The 16,378-nt window shown below is 60.3% G+C and carries 16 protein-coding genes and 2 pseudogenes; 11 read left to right on the forward strand and 7 right to left on the reverse strand.

What is annotated here, in order from left to right:
- Positions 1 to 2: 2 nt before the first annotated feature.
- Positions 3 to 905 (reverse strand): LysR substrate-binding domain-containing protein, encoded by a 903-nt coding sequence (locus ACA066_RS11205; protein WP_497699253.1) that lies wholly within the window; start codon positions 903 to 905, stop codon positions 3 to 5.
- A 144-nt stretch (positions 906 to 1,049) separates the two neighbouring features.
- On the opposite strand from ACA066_RS11205, the gene ACA066_RS11210 reads away from it, so the two are divergent.
- Both ACA066_RS11210 and ACA066_RS11215 read left to right on the forward strand, forming a co-directional pair.
- Positions 1,050 to 2,351 (forward strand): NAD(P)/FAD-dependent oxidoreductase, encoded by a 1,302-nt coding sequence (locus tag ACA066_RS11210; protein WP_497699254.1) that lies wholly within the window; start codon positions 1,050 to 1,052, stop codon positions 2,349 to 2,351.
- A gap of 51 nt (positions 2,352 to 2,402) precedes the next feature.
- On the forward strand, positions 2,403 to 3,491 hold the full coding sequence (locus ACA066_RS11215; RefSeq protein ID WP_497699255.1) for a polyamine ABC transporter substrate-binding protein: 1,089 nt from the start codon (positions 2,403 to 2,405) through the stop codon (positions 3,489 to 3,491).
- Positions 3,492 to 3,494: 3 nt separating this feature from the next.
- Here the strand turns inward: ACA066_RS11215 and ACA066_RS11220 are convergent, their stop codons facing one another.
- The 3 genes from ACA066_RS11220 to chrA all read right to left on the reverse strand — a co-directional run bounded on the left by ACA066_RS11220 (position 3,495) and on the right by chrA (position 5,724).
- Entirely contained in the window at positions 3,495 to 4,007 is a 513-nt protein-coding gene (locus ACA066_RS11220) for a DUF6644 family protein (protein ID WP_497699256.1), read from the reverse strand.
- Positions 4,007 to 4,357 carry a DUF6152 family protein gene (locus ACA066_RS11225; protein WP_497699257.1) on the reverse strand — a complete coding sequence of 117 codons (351 nt, stop codon included), beginning with the start codon at positions 4,355 to 4,357 and terminating at the stop codon, positions 4,007 to 4,009. Before ACA066_RS11225 ends, ACA066_RS11220 begins: the two co-directional genes overlap by 1 nt.
- 161 nt (positions 4,358 to 4,518) lie before the next feature.
- Positions 4,519 to 5,724 carry a chromate efflux transporter gene (chrA, locus tag ACA066_RS11230; RefSeq protein WP_497699258.1) on the reverse strand — a complete coding sequence of 402 codons (1,206 nt, stop codon included), beginning with the start codon at positions 5,722 to 5,724 and terminating at the stop codon, positions 4,519 to 4,521.
- Positions 5,725 to 5,882: 158 nt separating this feature from the next.
- On the opposite strand from chrA, the gene ACA066_RS11235 reads away from it, so the two are divergent.
- The 4 genes from ACA066_RS11235 to ACA066_RS11250 all read left to right on the forward strand — a co-directional run bounded on the left by ACA066_RS11235 (position 5,883) and on the right by ACA066_RS11250 (position 10,239).
- Positions 5,883 to 6,854 carry a tripartite tricarboxylate transporter substrate binding protein gene (locus ACA066_RS11235; protein ID WP_497699259.1) on the forward strand — a complete coding sequence of 324 codons (972 nt, stop codon included), beginning with the start codon at positions 5,883 to 5,885 and terminating at the stop codon, positions 6,852 to 6,854.
- A complete protein-coding gene (locus ACA066_RS11240; protein WP_497699260.1) occupies positions 6,851 to 7,345 on the forward strand; it encodes a tripartite tricarboxylate transporter TctB family protein in 495 nt (164 codons plus the stop codon). Before ACA066_RS11235 ends, ACA066_RS11240 begins: the two co-directional genes overlap by 4 nt.
- Positions 7,346 to 7,369: 24 nt before the next feature.
- A complete protein-coding gene (locus ACA066_RS11245; protein ID WP_497699261.1) occupies positions 7,370 to 8,878 on the forward strand; it encodes a tripartite tricarboxylate transporter permease in 1,509 nt (502 codons plus the stop codon).
- A gap of 362 nt (positions 8,879 to 9,240) precedes the next feature.
- Positions 9,241 to 10,239: a bile acid:sodium symporter family protein gene (locus tag ACA066_RS11250; RefSeq protein WP_497699262.1), complete on the forward strand. Its 999-nt coding sequence runs from the start codon at positions 9,241 to 9,243 to the stop codon at positions 10,237 to 10,239.
- Positions 10,240 to 10,258: 19 nt separating this feature from the next.
- On the opposite strand, the gene ACA066_RS11255 is transcribed toward ACA066_RS11250, so the two are convergent.
- A complete protein-coding gene (locus ACA066_RS11255; RefSeq protein WP_497699263.1) occupies positions 10,259 to 11,824 on the reverse strand; it encodes an aldehyde dehydrogenase (NADP(+)) in 1,566 nt (521 codons plus the stop codon).
- A gap of 6 nt (positions 11,825 to 11,830) precedes the next feature.
- Entirely contained in the window at positions 11,831 to 12,460 is a 630-nt protein-coding gene (locus ACA066_RS11260) for a cysteine hydrolase family protein (protein ID WP_497699264.1), read from the reverse strand.
- Positions 12,461 to 12,560: 100 nt separating this feature from the next.
- On the opposite strand from ACA066_RS11260, the gene ACA066_RS11265 reads away from it, so the two are divergent.
- A complete protein-coding gene (locus tag ACA066_RS11265) occupies positions 12,561 to 13,070 on the forward strand; it encodes a winged helix-turn-helix transcriptional regulator (protein ID WP_497699265.1) in 510 nt (169 codons plus the stop codon).
- Positions 13,071 to 13,135: 65 nt separating this feature from the next.
- On the opposite strand, the gene ACA066_RS11270 is transcribed toward ACA066_RS11265, so the two are convergent.
- Positions 13,136 to 13,261, reverse strand: coding sequence for a hypothetical protein (locus ACA066_RS11270; RefSeq protein WP_497699266.1), 126 nt, complete (start codon positions 13,259 to 13,261; stop codon positions 13,136 to 13,138).
- 121 nt (positions 13,262 to 13,382) lie between these two features.
- On the opposite strand from ACA066_RS11270, the gene ACA066_RS11275 reads away from it, so the two are divergent.
- From ACA066_RS11275 to ACA066_RS11290, 4 genes and pseudogenes are all read left to right on the forward strand, one after another.
- Positions 13,383 to 14,138 carry a DUF72 domain-containing protein gene (locus ACA066_RS11275; RefSeq protein WP_497699267.1) on the forward strand — a complete coding sequence of 252 codons (756 nt, stop codon included), beginning with the start codon at positions 13,383 to 13,385 and terminating at the stop codon, positions 14,136 to 14,138.
- A 58-nt stretch (positions 14,139 to 14,196) separates the two neighbouring features.
- Positions 14,197 to 14,664: pseudogene (locus tag ACA066_RS11280) on the forward strand (DUF2238 domain-containing protein); the annotation flags it as partial.
- An 84-nt stretch (positions 14,665 to 14,748) separates the two neighbouring features.
- Positions 14,749 to 15,264: pseudogene (locus ACA066_RS11285) on the forward strand (MCP four helix bundle domain-containing protein); the annotation flags it as partial.
- A 444-nt stretch (positions 15,265 to 15,708) separates the two neighbouring features.
- Positions 15,709 to 16,362 (forward strand): methyl-accepting chemotaxis protein, encoded by a 654-nt coding sequence (locus ACA066_RS11290; protein ID WP_497699852.1) that lies wholly within the window; start codon positions 15,709 to 15,711, stop codon positions 16,360 to 16,362.
- Positions 16,363 to 16,378 lie beyond the last annotated feature (16 nt).

Genomic DNA, 16,378 nt, shown 5'->3' on the forward strand with positions numbered 1-16,378 from the left:
AATCAGCGCTCACCGGCTTCCTTTTCGGCCTGCTGCGCGAACCATTGCAGGATCAGCGCGCAGGCCGGATGTGCAGCGGCGGAAGTTTGCAGATTCAACGCGTAGACACCTCGTGTTTCCAACGGACGGCCGAACGGGATGACGAGCACGCCCCGTTCGATCGATTCCCCGGCCAGCGTCCTGTCAGTCATCGCCACGCCCAATCCTCGCGCCGCGGCGTCGAGCGCCAGTTCGTCGAGGTTGAAGGGGATGTGCCGATAATCTTCCAGCGATCTGCCGCCATTGGCTGACAGCCATTGGACCCAGTCATGCCGGTCCGCCGAGCGATGCAACAACGGGAAACTCACCAGGTCTTGCACCGCCGCCAGTGGTCGCGTCGCGGTGCCCAGGCCGGGGGCGCACACCGGCACCAACGCTTCCTTGAACAGGGTCAGGCATTCCGGATCGGGGGATGGTTCGGGCAGATAGAGGATGTAGGCATCACTGTCGATGGCTGGCTCCACCACCTCTGTCGCCACGGTTTCGATCGACAGCGAAACCTCCGGATGACTTCGATAGAACTCGCTCAATTTAGGCAGCAACCAGCGAACCGCCAGTGACACGTGCATACGGATGCGGAAGGGGCGTTCCTGCGGTGCGAGCCGGTCCTCCAGTGTTTTGAGTTGCGCCAGGATATTCCGGGCGGTGCCCAGCACCTGTTCGCCTTCCGGTGTCAGCCGGATATTGCGGCTGTTTCTCGCGAACATCGGCACGCCGAAGTGACTCTCCAACAGCTGGATCTTTCGACTGACCGCACTTTGGGTCAGACAGAGCCTGGCCGCCGCCTGGGTGAAACTGCCCGAGTCGGAGACTTCCACCAGCGCCTGCAAGGCCTGGAGCGAGGGAACGTGACGAATTTTATCCATGCGTTTTTTGAATGGCTCGATGATTTTATAACGTTGGTTGTATCACTACAGGCCTTATAGATTCTAGCTCTGGCGAGCGTCTTCCGAAAACGCTCATGCGATAACAACATGCGCTCGCAGAACGACAGTCCAATGAGGTGAGGCATGATCAATGAATGTGGCTGGATTGCGCAGGCGGGAAGTTCACCCGCTCGCCGTCCTCTCAAAGGCACGGAAAAGACCGACTGGCTGATTATCGGTGCTGGCATCACCGGGTTGAGTGCCGCGCACTCGCTCGCGCAAATGCACCCTCAGTCGCGGATCGTGATCGTTGACCGCCAACGCGCGGCGCAAGGCGCCTCGGCGCGCAACTCGGGTTTTGTGGTGGGCCACGAACACCCGACCAAGGATGAACTGATCGGCAACCGCGGGTTTGCCGGTTATGAAGTGGATACCGCGATTTCACGCGCCGCCAGTGACGAAGTCCGCCAGCGCATTGCGCGTCACGGCATCGAATGCGATTTCCGGGATTGCGGCTATTTCTTCGCCGTCAACGATCCAGGCAAGTTGACCGATGTCGAGGCCAAACTGGCGACCTTGCGTGTCGTCGGCGCCTCTGCGCAATTTCTGCAAGGTGAACAGCTGAACGAAAAACTCGGCACCCGGCATTACCAGGCGGGGATCTGGTGCGGTCACGGCAACGCGCTGCTGCAACCAGCGAAATACGTGAAGGGTTTGCTGGATGCGCTCCCGGATAACGTGACCGTCTTCGAGAACACCGACATCACCGGCCTGGAGCGTTCGGGCATCGGGCGTATTCGCGCCAGAGGCACCGCCGGCAGCATCGAGGTGAAGCAAGTCATGGTGTGCCTGAACGCGTTCATTACCCGTTCGGGGATTGAGGACAGCGGAACCTTCCCGATGGAACTCAGCGCCAGCCTGACCCGGCCGCTCAGCGATGAAGAGTTTCAGTCCATCGGCGCTGTCGAGCCGTGGGGTGTGCTTTCCACCCGGCCGCTTGGCGCTACGGTGCGACTGACCCCGGATCGTCGCGTGATGATCCGCAACACCGCGGAGTACCGCTCCCGTGACCTGACCGACAGCGAGCTTCTGCACCGGCGCAAACACCATGTGCTGGGCTTGCAACGGCGTTTTCCGTTTCTGGGCGAGCAGGACATTCAGTACACCTGGACCGGACATTTGAGCGCCTCGCGCACCGGGCAACCTTATTTCGGCAAAGTCGAAGAGGGCGTGTTTGCAGTGGCCGGCTGCAACGGTTCGGGCGTTGCGCGCGGCACGCTGTGGGGCCGGCTGCTTGCCGAAATGGCCTCGGGCACTTGCTCGCCAATCCTCGAATCGGTGATGCGCAGGGCGCAACCGGGCTGGCTGCCGCCGCGTCCTTTGCTCGATATTGGTGCCATGCTTCGCATGCGCGTGGAGGCGGTCAGGGCCAGAACAGAAATCTAGAAAACCCGCCGATCAAAAAACAACAAAAGCTCATCAACAAGGTGATTGAACATGCGCGTGAACACAATTCCCCTGATGGTTGTACTGACCACATTGTCTGCTGCCACTTACGCGGACGAAGTCGTCAATATTTCCAACTGGAACGGCTACATCGCCGACGACACTTTGCCCGGTTTCACCAAGGAAACCGGGATCAAGGCGACTTACGACATCCATGACAGCAACGAAGTGCTGGAATCGAAGCTGATGACCGGCAACACCGGTTACGACGTGGTCAGCCCTTCGAACCACTTCCTGTCGCGTCTGATCAAGGCCGGGGCCATTCAGAAACTCGACAGGAGCCAGCTCCCGAACTGGAAAAACCTTGACCCGGCGTTGATGAAAAAACTCGAAGTCAATGATCCGGGCAATCAATACGGCTATCCGTACATGTGGGGCACGGCAGGGATTGGCTACAACGTCGAGAAGATCAAGGCGATCTTCGGCAACACCGATGTCACCCATTCGTGGAAGCTGTTTTTTGCTGAAGAAAACATCAAGAAGCTCAGCCAGTGCGGCGTGGCGATTATCGACAACCCGACGCAGATCCTGCCGATCACCCTCAATTACCTGGGCTTGCCGCCCCACAGCCACGAGCCGGCGGATTACAAGAAAGCCGAGCAGGCGCTGCTGAAAATCAGGCCGTACGTGCAATATTTCCACGCGTCCAAGTACATCAGCGACCTGGCAAACGGCAATGTCTGCGCGGTGATCGGGTTCAACGGCGACATCGTTCAGGCGGCCGCCAGCGCCAAGGAAGCCAACAACGGCATCGATATCGCCTATTCGATTCCTGACGAAGGCTCGACCCTGTGGTTCGACATGGTGGTCATGCCGAAGAGTGCGCCGCACGAAAAGGATGGCTACGCCTACATGAACTACCTGCTGACGCCGCAAGTCATTGCCAACATCAGCAACAGCATCCATTACGCCAACCCCAACCTCGCGGCGGATCAGTATGTGACCCCGGCCGTGAAGCAGGACCTGGCGATCTACCCGCCGAAAAGTGTGCTGGACAAGCTGTTTACCGTCGAGGAATTGCCAGCGGCGATTGCGCGGTTGAGCACGCGTCTGTGGACCAAGTTGAAAACCAATACTTGATCATCAGGTGTAGGCCAGCAGCCGACCGCACAACACTACGGTGAGCCATAACGCGATCGACAGCAGCGCCTGGCATTTTGCGATGCCGGGCGCACCGACTACAGTGTTCCACTGATTGACTGAACGAAAGACGCCGACGTGGAACAGCGCTGCATTGAGGCCTGCCGTCGCAATCAGGCAAAGCTTGAGGATGAAAACGCTGTTGGAGGCGAAATCATGGGGGTGGGCTGAAAACATCATCAGTCCGGCAGGCACGATCAACAGCAGTGCAGCGACTGACCAGGTCAGGAGGTGACGAGCGAGGTCGGTCACGGCAATGTTTTTCGACAGCCCGAGCACCCGCAGATCGAACATCACCACCGAGCCAACCAGCACTATAAACCCGATGATGTGAACCACCTCCACCATCGGATACATCCACAGGTCGCCCCGCATGGCGGCGCCCAGTTGCGAGTCACCCACCCAGTCCAGCCAGCTATCCGCACCCGGACCCGCGCCGGTAGTGAAGGTTTGCATCAGCGTAACTCTGTGGTTTTGCCGCCAACCGTGATGCGCTCGGCGCGCAGTTCATCCGGTTTGTTGCGATTCTGATAGCCGACCACGCTGGCCGTGCTGCCGACACTTAGCATCTCCTTGGAAAGACCACGGTTTTCCATGCGCGAGGGCGGCGCCAATACCACGTTCCAGGTCTTGTCCGGTGTTTTGAGGCGCACGAATCCATGAGGATGGGAGTAACCCGATTCTTCGATCGTGCCGTTCAATTGCAATGGATTGTCGGAGTCGTATTCACTCCAGCCGTGATGAGCGAACGCTGCGGTTGCCACCAGTATCAGTGACAAACCAATGCCGCCGAGCATGCCTTTCATGACCTGTCTCCTGATGCACGCCATCCATAAACTCAAGTCGCGAAGTCCAGTTGGTTTTTAGAGTAGCTCGCCCTTTTTCAGTGTTACGTCGAGGACGCCAGGATTAGTGTTTCCGAAAAAGTAACTGTGTGAAAATCAAACGGTTATTCACCTGGTTTTGATTACCCGGCGCTCAACAGCCAACCCGCAACCCCGCAGCCGAGTACCACTAGCCACGGCGGCAGCTTCCAGAACATCAATGCAATGAGGGCGACCAGCGCCAGACCGAAGTCTTGTGCGGTGAAAATCGCACTCGTCCAGACCGGTTGATACAGCGCGGCCAGCAGCAGGCCGACCACTGCGGCATTCACCCCGGCCAGTGCCGCCTGTGTGCGCAGACTGCTGCGCAACCCTTCCCAAAAAGGCAAGGTGCCCAGGATCAACAGGAACGATGGCGCGAAGATCGCCAGCAGGCAGATCAACCCGCCGAGCCAGCCCGACGGCGCAAGGTTCATGGATGCACCGAGGAATGCGGCGAATGTGAACAGCGGCCCCGGCATGGCCTGCGTGGCGCCATACCCGGCGAGAAACGCTTCATTGCTGACCCAACCCGAAGGCACCACCTCGGCTTGCAGCAGCGGCAGTACGACGTGGCCGCCACCGAAAACCAGTGACCCGGCCCGGTAGAAGGCATCCACCAGCGCCAGGGTTTGACTCGGCAAGAGTTGATTCAAGATCGGCAGGCCGATCAACAGTGCCAGAAACAGCGACAACCAGATCGCCCCGGCCCGTCGGCTGAGGGGGATGGGCAGAGGATCGTGCCCGTCACGCTGCGCGGGTTTGAGCAACAGCAGGCCGGCGACACCGGCGGCGATAATCACCCCGACCTGTGCCCAGGCGGACGGTTCAAGCAGGACAACACCTGCTGAAATCATCATGAGGGTGACGCGCAGCCCATCCGTGCACAGGTTTCGCGCCATGCCCCATACCGCTTGGGCAACCACCGCGACGGCCACCACTTTGAGCCCGTGCAGCGCGCCGGGCGAGAGGAGTGCACCGTATCGGGACAGCCCCAGTGCAAACAGGATCAGGGCAACGGCTGACGGCAGCGTAAAACCGGCCCACGCGGCGAACGCCCCGCGGTATCCCGCCCGAGACATGCCCAGTGCAATGCCGACCTGGCTGCTGGCCGGCCCCGGCAGGAATTGGCACAGCGCCACCAGATCCGCATAACTGCGCTCCGTCAGCCAGCGCCGTCGTGTGACGAACTCGTCACGGAAGTAGCCCAGGTGGGCGATGGGGCCGCCGAAAGAGGTCAGCCCGAGGCGCAGGAAAATGATGAACACCGACCATGGGCTGCTGCGGCTATCGGCACGGGGTTCGTCCATGTACGCGTCTTCCTGAAATGAAGTGATTCACTGTTGTATGCCGCCATTCTAACCATGGCCTACGCTTATCCCGAGATGGATGTTCATTGATCGGGGTATTCGCCCTGATCGACGTTCAACCGGCGCCCCATAAAAACAAAAGTCTTGGGAGAAAACGCATGTTTGCATTGTTACGTCGATCCACCCGTTGCCTCGCGGTTGTCGTCACTACCGCTGTGCTCACAACGCCTGCCTTTGCGCTGGATACCGTCAAATTCATGGCCCCCGGTTCGGTCGGCGGCGGTTATGACCAGACCGCCCGCGTTCTGGGCAAAGCCTTGATTGAAGCCAAGGCCGCCAAATCCGCCACCTTCGAAAACAAGGGTGGAGCAGGGGGCACGCTGGGGCTGGCGCAGTTTGCCAACAGCACCAAGGGCGATCCGGATGCGCTGCTCGTGGTCGGCGCGATCATGGTCGCGGGCATCGAGCAGAACAAACCGCAGATTACCTTGAAGGATGTGACGCCGATTGCCCGGCTCTTTACCGAGTACAACGTGATTGCGGTGCGCAAGGAGTCCGAATTCAAAACCCTGGAGGACCTGCTGAAAGCCTTCAAGGACAAACCGACCAGTATTTCCTGGGGCGGTGGCTCCAAGGGGTCGATCGATCACATCGGCATTGCCGAATTGGCCGCAAAAATGGGTATTCCGGTCAACAAGGTCAATTACGTTGCTTTCGCGGGCGGGGGTGAAGTGGTTGCCCAGGCATTGGGGGGGCAGATCAAAGTGATCACCGGCGGTTACGCCGAGCTTGGCCAGTACATCAGGAATGATCAGTTTCGAGTGCTCGCCATCGGTGCACCGGAGCGCGTTGCCGGCATCGATGCCCCGACGCTTAAAGAAAGCGGGTATGACGTGATCATCGGCAATTGGCGTGGTGTTTACGGTGCCGCGAATCTCACACCCGAGCAGCGCAAGGAAGTGACCGACGCCGTGGTCGCCGCCGCCAACAGCAAAGTCTGGAAAGACAATATTGAAACCAACAAATGGTCTGCCAACATTCTGACCGGTGATGAGTTCGGAAAATTCGTCGACGAGGAGCACGTGCGGCTACGAGCGATGCTGGTCGAGGTCGGGCTGGTTGCGAAATGACTCAGGCCCACAAAATCGTACCGGTGCAACTGGCGATTGGCGCCGGAGTGCTCGTCATCAGCGCCGTACTCGCATACGGCGCCTTCCTGTTTCCCCCCGAGATGGGGTTCGTCATCCTCCCCGCGTATGTTTATCCCTATGCCGTAGCGGTATTCCTGGGGGGCGTGGGTGCAGTCCTGATCTATCAAGCCCTCACCGGCGGTTTTCGCGAACTGGCTGACCACGAAGACGAGTCCGCCAAGGCGTTGCCCGGCGGCAAGGCCGGTGTGGCGTGGGTGACGGGGGGGCTGGCGGGGGTGGCCGTGCTGATCAATCTGATCGGATTCGTCCTGGCGGCCGCGCTGTTGTTCGCCTGTTCGGCGCGGGGCTTTGGCAGTCGCCACCCTCTGCGCGATCTCGCCATCGGCATTGCCCTGACGCTGCCGATTTACTGGTTGTTCAATGCCGGGCTGGGGGTTTCCCTTCCGCCGCTTGTCAACGCCTGGATCTGATTCGGGCCGAAGGAGATCAACAGGGTGGACATTCTTGCAAGCCTGGCAATGGGTTTTTCCTCGGCCCTGACGCCGATCAATCTGATGTGGGGGTTCATTGGCTGCCTGCTCGGCACCGCTATCGGAGTCTTGCCGGGCATCGGGCCGGCGCTGACGGTGGCGTTGCTGCTGCCAATCACCGCGAAGGTCGACCCCACTGGCGCGCTGATCATGTTTGCCGGTATCTATTACGGCGCTCAGTTTGGCGGCTCTACGACGTCCATTTTGCTCAATACGCCCGGGGAATCGTCGTCCATGGTGACCGCCCTGGAAGGCAACCTCATGGCCCGCAATGGCCGGGCAGGACCGGCCTTGGCCACGGCGGCCATTGGTTCCTTTGTGGCCGGCACCATTGCGACCATTCTGCTGACCCTGTTTGCGCCGATCGTGGCCAAACTGGCGCTCAATTTTGGACCTGCAGAGTATTTCGCCATCCTGGTGCTGTCGTTCACGACGGTGTCTGCCGTGCTCGGGGCGTCCATGTTGCGCGGTTTTGCCTCGTTGGGTGTTGGCCTGACCATCGGCTTGATTGGCCTGGACTCGACCTCAGGCATTGCTCGCTACACCTTGGGTGTCCCGGAGTTGGTCGATGGCATCGAAGTCGTGCTCGTGGCCGTCGGGTTATTTGCGGTGGGCGAGGCGTTGTACAGCCTGCTGTATCAGAAAGAAGAAGCGACGGGCCGGCATCGCCTGACCTCCTTGTGGATGACGCGCGCCGACTGGAAACGCTCGGTTCCGGCGTGGCTGCGGGGAACGCTGATCGGTTTCCCCTTCGGGTCGATTCCGGCCGGAGGCGCGGAGATCCCGACGTTTCTGTCCTATTCCACCGAGCGCAAGCTCAGCAAATACCCGAAAGAATTCGCCGCCAGCAAAGGCGAGGGCGCCATCGAGGGCGTCGCCGGCCCTGAAGCGGCGAACAACGCGAGTGCGACCGGTTCTCTGGTGCCGTTACTGACCCTCGGTATCCCGACGTCGGCCACGGCAGCCATCCTGTTGGCCGCATTCCAGAACTACAACCTGCAACCGGGCCCGCTGCTGTTTGAAACCTCGGGGGAACTGGTCTGGACCCTGGTGGCGTCGCTCTACATCGGCAACGTCATATTGCTGGTTTTGAATCTGCCGTTGGTGGGGCTCTGGGTGAAGTTGTTGCAAATCCCGCGGCCGTACCTGAACGCCGGGATTCTGGTGTTCGCCACCATCGGCGTGTACGGCATGCGCCACTCTTCCTTCGACTTGTTGCTGATGCTGGCGATCGGGTGGGGCGGGGTGTTGATGCGGCGGTTCGACTTCCCCGTCGCCCCGGTGATCGTGGGCATGCTGCTGGGGCCGATGGCGGAAAAACAACTGCGTAACGCGTTGTCGATCAGCGAGGGCGACTGGACGGTGTTTCTGACACAACCGATTTCCGCTGCGTTTCTCGCATTGACCCTGCTGGTGCTGTTGGTGCCGCATCTGCTGCACGCCAGGGGCATCAAGTTGCATGAGGATGATTGAGCGGGTGCGGTGGCTACCTGACAGCCGAGCTGACTCTTCGGATGTACTCGTTCCCCTGTAGGAGCCGGCTTGCTGGCGATTGGGCCTTGAGCCTTGCATTGCCCTTTCGGCCACTATCGCCAGCAAGCCGGCTCCTACAATTGATTTGTGTAATGGCGAGTACCGCGTTCGCATGAAGTTGCCGCTGCCGCTGCCGCTGCCGCTGCCGCTGCCGCTGCCGCTGCCGCTGTTTTTATTAACGAATGCATTCGCGTCAGGGTTATGTCCGTTAGACGATATCTACTGGCTTATTAGCGTTAGTCGGCAATCGGCAGGCGCGTTAGAGTCGAGGCAACGTTCCTCGCCACCGCCGGATGACAACGATGACCCGCCCCCGTTTTTTGCCCGACAACTTCACCCTGACCCTGATCGGCGTGGTCGTTCTCGCCAGCCTGCTGCCTGCCAGCGGCCAGGTCGCGGTCGGTTTTGGCTGGCTGACCAACCTCGCCATTGCCCTGCTGTTTTTCCTGCATGGCGCCAAACTGTCGCGTGAATCGATCATCGCCGGTGCCGGCCACTGGCGCCTGCATTTGCTGGTGTTCAGCCTGACGTTCATCCTGTTCCCACTGATTGGCCTGGCGCTCAAACCCTTACTGTCGCCGCTGATCGGCGACGATCTGTACATGGGCATGCTCTACCTCTGCGCGCTGCCTGCAACGGTGCAGTCGGCGATTGCTTTCACGTCCCTGGCTCGCGGGAATGTTCCGGCAGCGATTTGCAGCGCGGCGGCCTCCAGCCTGTTCGGGATCTTCCTCACGCCGTTGCTGGTGACGTTGCTGCTGAATGTGCACGGCGAGGGCAGTTCGACGCTCGATGCGATTCTGAAGATCAGCGTGCAACTGTTGCTGCCGTTCATTGCCGGGCAGATCGCCCGGCGCTGGATCGGTGCGTGGGTGGCGCGTAACAAGAGCTGGCTGAAGTTCGTCGACCAGGGCTCGATCCTGTTGGTGGTCTACGGTGCGTTCAGCGAGGCGGTGATCGAAGGCATCTGGCACCAGATTCCGCTCTGGGAGCTGGCCGGGTTGGTGGTGGTCTGCTGCATCGTGCTGGGTCTGGTACTGCTGGCGTCCACCGTGCTGGGCAAGGCCTTTGGCTTCAATCAGGAAGACCGCATCACCATCCTGTTCTGTGGTTCGAAGAAAAGCCTGGCCACCGGCGTACCGATGGCCCAGGTGTTGTTCGCCGGCAGCACCATTGGCGTGTTGATCCTGCCATTGATGCTGTTCCACCAGATTCAGCTGATGGTTTGCGCGGTGCTGGCGCGGCGCTATGCCAATCGCCCGGAAAGTGTCGTCGAACTGATGACTCAGGTCGATCCTTGATTGCCGGGCCGGATTGCAACTATTGCCCGTCCACGAGGCGAGGCAGCTTCAACGGGTTGAAATCACGCAGTACCTCAGGCAACAGCGCATCCGGAAAACCCTGATAAGCCACCGGACGCAAGAAGCGTTCGATCGACGTCATGCCCACCGAGGTGAAGCGACTGTCCGAGGTGGCCGGGAATGGTCCGCCGTGAACGGTGGCGTAGGTCACCTCCTGGGGATGGGCAAATGCGTTGACGACGATGCGCCCGGTGCGGCGTTCCAACACCGGCAGCAAGCGCCGGGCCAATGGCAAGTCATTTTCTTCAAGGTGCAGCGCGGCGCTGAGCTGGCCTTTGAGCGAACGAGCAATGGCGAGCATTTCAGCTTCATCCTCGACGGTCACCAGCAGGGCGGATGGACCGAAGACTTCCTGCGAAAGTACCGCTTCGCTCAGGAAACGTTGGCCCTCGACTTCCAGCAGCGCCGACTGGCCGTCAAAGTCTGCGCTGGCCGTCGAACCTTCGGCGATGCGGCGCGCACCGGCGTTCTCCATCGCGGCCAGACCGTTCAGGTAGGACGCATGAATCCCCGGCGTCAGCATCGTGCGCGCCGAGGCCTCGGTCACGCGTTTCGCCATGGCGTCGCGCAGTGCTTCAAGACCAGCGCCTTTGATCGCGATCAGCAGGGCGGGCCTGAGGCAGGCTTGCCCGACATTGACCAGCATGCGCTCGATAAAGCCGTCACCGATCTGCGCGCCACGTTCGGCCAGTGCGTCCGGCAGGATGAACGTGGGGTTGATGCTGGTCATCTCGGTGAACACCGGAATGGGATCGGGCCGTAGCTGCGCACGGCGATATAGCGCCATGCCGCCCTGTTCCGAACCGGTAAACGTCACTGCCTTGACCAACGGGTGATCGACCAGGGCTTCACCGATCGTGTTGCCGGTGCCGCGCACCATCGAGAAAACACCCTCGTGCAACCCGTGGTCCTGCACCGCCTTTTGGATAGCCCGCGCCTGGATTTCCGAAGCGCCCGGATGGGCGTTGTGCGCCTTCAGAATGACGGTCGCGCCAGCGGCCAGTGCCGACGCGGTGTCGCCACCGGCCACTGAGTAGGCGATCGGAAAATTGCTCGCCCCGAAAATCGCCACCGGGCCGATGGCCATTTTTTGCAACCGATGGTCCATGCGCGGGCGAGGCTGACGATCAGGCTGAGCCGGATCGATGGCCAGTTGCAGGAAGCGGCCTTTGCGCACGACCTCCGCGAATTGGCGAAACTGTGTGGCGGCCCTTGTTGCCTCGGCTTCCAGTTGCGCTTGCGGCAAGCCCGTTTCAAGCGCGGCCCGTGCCGCTAACTCTTTACGGACTGCTTCGAGATTGTCGGCAATGCTTTCGAGAAACGCCGCGCGCCCAGCGAGCGAGGTATGGCTGTAACTGTCGAATGCCTCGTCAGCGAGGGTGGCCGCCCGATGGACTTGCGCCACGCCACCCAGCGCGAAATCCGGTTCGATCAACGTGTTGGTGGCGGGGTTGAGCGCTTTCATCGTCCCTTCGGTTGCCGGGACATCGTGGGCGCCGATTATCAGGTTTCCTGTCAGTTTCATCGGCGGTTACTCATGCTGTGCCAGGGTGGCGACGAGTTCGTCCGTCGTCACAATGGCGTGAGCGAAGGTGGGGCCGTTCAGCTCGTGGGCGGCGTGCATCATCTCCGGGCGGAAGGCGGCAGTCGCATCACGCACCAGGGTGACGTGATAACCCAGTTCCGATGCATAGCGGGCAGTCGCTTCGATGCAGGTGTTGGCCAACAGGCCGACGATGATCACGTGGGTGATGCCTTTCTGCTTGAGGCGAAAATCGAGGTCGGTATTGGCAAAACCGCTGGAGCCCCAATGTTCCTGAACGACGATGTCACCGTCCTTTGGCGCGAAATCCGGATGCCATTCGCCGCCCCATTCCCCGCGAGCAAAGTGACGCATGTGCATGATCTTGCACTGGGTCGGCGTCGGATGGTCCCAGCCTTCGTAGTCGCCGTGTTCCCAGCGATGGTGCGGTACGATGACCACCGGAATGTCGCGGGCGCGCACCGCGCGGTCGAGAGCGCGCAGGTTGTCGAGCAGGCCGACTTGCTCGGCGATCGGTTTGATCAAGGGGAAGACCTTGCCGTTTTCCGACAGGAAATCGTTGTACGGATCGACCAGCAGATAGGCGGTCCGGTTGAGCGGATAAGGGGCGTTCGACATGACGATGTTCTCCACAGAAGTTGAGTGACCGGTGCCGGGGGCTTGCCTGGGCATCTTGTTGATATGATAATCATAGTAACTGTGAAAGAGGCAAGTCCGTATGTCGATAAGTACCAGTGTTCCCGACACCCTGTGCCCGATTTCCCGGGCCGAGGCAATCGTGGGCGACCGCTGGACCGTGCTGGTCCTGCGTGAGCTGATCATGGGGAGTCATCGGTACGACGAGATCCAGGCGCAGACCGGCGGCACCCCGCAAATGGTCGCTGCACGCTTGAAGAATCTCGAGGCTGACGGCCTGGTCGAACGCCGTCTCTACAACGAACGCCCACCACGCTACGAATACTATCTGACCGAAAAAGGGCAGGCCTTTTACTCCGTGGTGCTTGCGCTGCGCGCCTGGGGGGAAACCTGGTGCAAGTCGCCGGAGGAAGGCCTGGCGGTGGTGTACACCCACAAAACCTGTGGCGAACCAGCAGGGTTAGGACCGCTTTGCGAACATTGCGGTGAGCTGTTGCGTCGGGATGAGCTGATCAGTGAGCAGAGCGAAGCCTACGCCGCAGAACGACAAGCGCGGCGTGAGGCTTTTAAAGGGAGTCGGAGCCAAGCGTAAGGATGCTGAAACCGCCCACCCTGCGCTTGCGAACGGGGAGGGCGTTGATGAAACGATCGGTGATGCTAGAACTCCGGCGTGTATTTCACACTGAACATCACGTTGCGCGGATCACCGTAGTTGTTGTTGCCATTGATCTGGTTATAGGCCGCAGTGAAGTAGGTCTTGTCAAACAGGTTGTTGGCGTTCATCGCCAGCTCGATTTCCGGCGTGAGCTGGTAACTGCATACGCTGAGGAAAAAACGAACTTGCGGGCTGGGCTTTTCTCGAAGTTAGGGAGATGTTCATGCGCAATTCCGCTGGGGTGCTCTATTGAACGAGGAGAATCAGATCTACGTCGGTTGCGCTGGTTGGAACCTGCCTCGTGACTACTGGCCGTTGTTTGCTGCCGACGGGACATACTTGCAGCGGTATGCGTCGCAACTGACGGCCGTTGAAATCAACAGCTCGTTTTATCGCCCGCATCGGCCGCAAACCTATTCACGCTGGGCGCAGTCGGTGCCGTCTGCCTTTCGTTTTTCGGTAAAGATGCCCAAGCTCATCACCCATGTGCAGCGTTTGCAGGGCTGTGAGTTATTGCTGGACGAGTTTCTCGCCGAGTGCGCAGCGCTGGGTGAGTCTTTGGGTTGCATTCTGGTGCAGTTGCCGCCGTCGCTGGTATACGAGGAGGGCATCGCTTCGGCGTTTTTCGTGGCGTTGCGGCAGCGTTACGCGGGGCCGGTGGTGCTTGAGCCTCGACATGAGAGTTGGCTGGACGCGGAGGCCTTGTTGATCGAGCAGACAGTCGGCCGGGTGGCTGCCGACCCATCGCCCATTACCGATGGCGACAGGCCGGGTAGTTGGCCGGGGATCCATTACTGGCGCTGGCACGGTTCGCCGCGCATCTATCACAGTGATTACGACCCAAGCCGGCTGGAGGCGCTGGCGCAGCAGGTGCGAAACGCGGAGCAGGCGGGCGCCGTCAGCTGGTGCATCTTTGATAACACCGCCAGTGGTTTTGCGCTGGGTAATGCCCTGAAACTGCAAGCGCTTCTGGGCTGCAAGGCTCAAGCTGTATCCAACCTGTGAGGCACTCAAATCATGCAGCCAAATGCACATCAGCGATACGAACTGACGCTGCTGATCCTGCATTCACGAACTGGGTTCCCACTACACCTATTCCCTGGTGCCGTACGATCGTTGGTGCTCAGCCTTGACCGGTGTCAGCCTGGTTAAAAGCTTCGGGCTGCATCGCAACCATTTTGATCGGCTGGTGCATTTGAGCTACGGGTTACTGCTGGTTTGTCCGGTGCGCGAAGTGTTGCTGCGACTGACGCCGTTGCGCGGTTTCTGGCTGTTTTTCATCACGATGAACCTCATGCTGTCGACCTCGGCAGTGTACGAACTGGTGGAATGGGTCGGTGGCGCGTTCCTGGGCGACGACACGTCGCAGGCCTTTGTCGGCGCACAAAACGATCCCTGGGATTCACAAAAGGACATGGCACTTGCGGTGGCCGGCGCGTTCGTCAGCTTGCTGCTGGTTTACCTTCGCGGCAAAACGCAAAAAGCACCGATGACGACCGCATGTCGCAAAAGCACGAACACATCGACATAGCCTTCAATTTCCCTTTGTCGCGGTCGATAACCTGTTCAGAAGCCATCCACGAATGGCTGTAGCCAACTGACAGGGGACCACAGAGTGTCGATAAAATTTCGCTTGATCCTGCTGATCGGCACCGGTCTGCTCACGGCTTTGATCATGAGCCTGGTCAGTTACCTGGGAAATTCGCAAATGGCGACCGCGGTGAACGACAACGAGGTCAGCATGGCCGCGCTGCGCAATCACCTCGAAGCCGACATGATGCACGACGCGTTACGCGCCGACGTACTGTCGGCGATGTTGGTCGGGCTCGGCAAAAGCACCAGTACGAATGCCGAAGTGCGCAGTTCCATCGAGGAACACGCATCGCACTTTCGTGAAGTGTTGGGTGAAAACCTCAAGCTGCCGGTCAACGACACCATCAAGGCCGGCTTGAACAAGATCAAACCCAGCCTCGATACCTACATCAGCGCCGCCGAGCGCATTGTCGGGCTGGCCCTGGAAAGTCCGGATGCGGCACAAAAAGAGCTGGGTAACTTCAACACCGTGTTCAGCCAGCTGGAAGACCAGATGGCCGCCCTCAGTGAGCTGATCGAGACAAATACCCAGCAGACCAGCGCAGGCACTCAACAGGTCATCAGCAACGCCAATCTCACGCTGGGCATCGTGCTTGCCGCCAGCCTGTTGCTGCTGCTCGCCCAGGGACGCTGGGTGATTCTGAGCATCATGGGACCGTTGCAAACCGCCAGCCGCATTGCCGAGGGCATCGCCCACGGCAACTTGAGCGAAGCGATTGCCGAGCCCACCCGCAAGGACGAAGCCAGCGCGCTGATCCGCAGCCTGGCGACCATGCAGCGTGATTTGCGCGGCATGATCGAAGTGGTGCGCAGCAACGCCCATGGCGTCAGAGGCATGAGCGCGCAGTTGAGCAATGGTTGCCACGAAGTCGCCGACAGCAGCCAGCAGCAAAGCGCCGCCGCCAGCACCATGGCCGCCGCTGCGAGTGAAATGACCGCGAGCATCGAGGACATCACTCGCCACGCCGAGCGTGCGCTGAACATGGCCAACCAGGCCGAGGCACTGGCCAAGGATGGCGGTCGGGTGATCCATCAGGTGGTCAACGACATGGACGGGATTGCGCGTTCGGCGCAGCAGTCGGCCCAGGTCATCCGCACGCTGGATAAGGAATCCGAGGGCATTTTCAGCATCATTCAGGTGATCAAGGGCATTGCCGATCAAACCAACCTGCTGGCGCTGAACGCCGCCATCGAGGCCGCGCGTGCCGGGGAGCAGGGCCGCGGCTTTGCCGTGGTGGCCGACGAAGTCCGCAGCCTGGCGGGGCGCACCAGCGCCTCCACCCAGGAAATCGCCACCATGGTTGCGCGTATCCAGCAAAGCACCCGCGAGGCGGTCACCAGCATGGAGGCGGGCGTGGCTCAGGTCGACAAAGGCATGGCCGTGACCGCCGACGTCGAACGCGCCATCCGCGAAATCCTCGAGGCCACGCTGAACACCACGCAACTGGTGAACGACATCTCCCGCACGATCGGCGAGCAGAGCCTGGCCAGTAATGAAATCGCGCATCAGGTGGAGATGATTGCGGGCATGTCTGAGGGGAACAGCAAAGTCATTGGCCAGACGGCTTCGACCACGGATGATTTGTCGGCGCTGGCGGGGAAGCTTTCGCAGTCGGTGGATCGGTTTCGGCTGTGAGCCCATTCAACATTAT

The sequence above is a fragment of the Pseudomonas sp. LBUM1651 genome (assembly GCF_059716135.1).

Coding starts and splice junctions, on each gene's coding strand:
- ACA066_RS11240 (WP_497699260.1), top strand. CDS start 6,851: ATGACTCAGGCCCACAAAATCGTACCGGTGCAACTGGCGATTGGCGCC.
- chrA (WP_497699258.1), bottom strand. CDS start 5,724: ATGGACGAACCCCGTGCCGATAGCCGCAGCAGCCCATGGTCGGTGTTC.
- ACA066_RS11260 (WP_497699264.1), bottom strand. CDS start 12,460: ATGTCGAACGCCCCTTATCCGCTCAACCGGACCGCCTATCTGCTGGTC.
- ACA066_RS11265 (WP_497699265.1), top strand. CDS start 12,561: ATGTCGATAAGTACCAGTGTTCCCGACACCCTGTGCCCGATTTCCCGG.
- ACA066_RS11255 (WP_497699263.1), bottom strand. CDS start 11,824: ATGAAACTGACAGGAAACCTGATAATCGGCGCCCACGATGTCCCGGCA.
- ACA066_RS11225 (WP_497699257.1), bottom strand. CDS start 4,357: ATGAAAGGCATGCTCGGCGGCATTGGTTTGTCACTGATACTGGTGGCA.
- ACA066_RS11290 (WP_497699852.1), top strand. CDS start 15,709: ATGGCCAACCAGGCCGAGGCACTGGCCAAGGATGGCGGTCGGGTGATC.
- ACA066_RS11220 (WP_497699256.1), bottom strand. CDS start 4,007: ATGCAAACCTTCACTACCGGCGCGGGTCCGGGTGCGGATAGCTGGCTG.
- ACA066_RS11205 (WP_497699253.1), bottom strand. CDS start 905: ATGGATAAAATTCGTCACGTTCCCTCGCTCCAGGCCTTGCAGGCGCTG.
- ACA066_RS11270 (WP_497699266.1), bottom strand. CDS start 13,261: ATGAACGCCAACAACCTGTTTGACAAGACCTACTTCACTGCGGCCTAT.
- ACA066_RS11235 (WP_497699259.1), top strand. CDS start 5,883: ATGTTTGCATTGTTACGTCGATCCACCCGTTGCCTCGCGGTTGTCGTC.
- ACA066_RS11215 (WP_497699255.1), top strand. CDS start 2,403: ATGCGCGTGAACACAATTCCCCTGATGGTTGTACTGACCACATTGTCT.
- ACA066_RS11210 (WP_497699254.1), top strand. CDS start 1,050: ATGATCAATGAATGTGGCTGGATTGCGCAGGCGGGAAGTTCACCCGCT.
- ACA066_RS11250 (WP_497699262.1), top strand. CDS start 9,241: ATGACCCGCCCCCGTTTTTTGCCCGACAACTTCACCCTGACCCTGATC.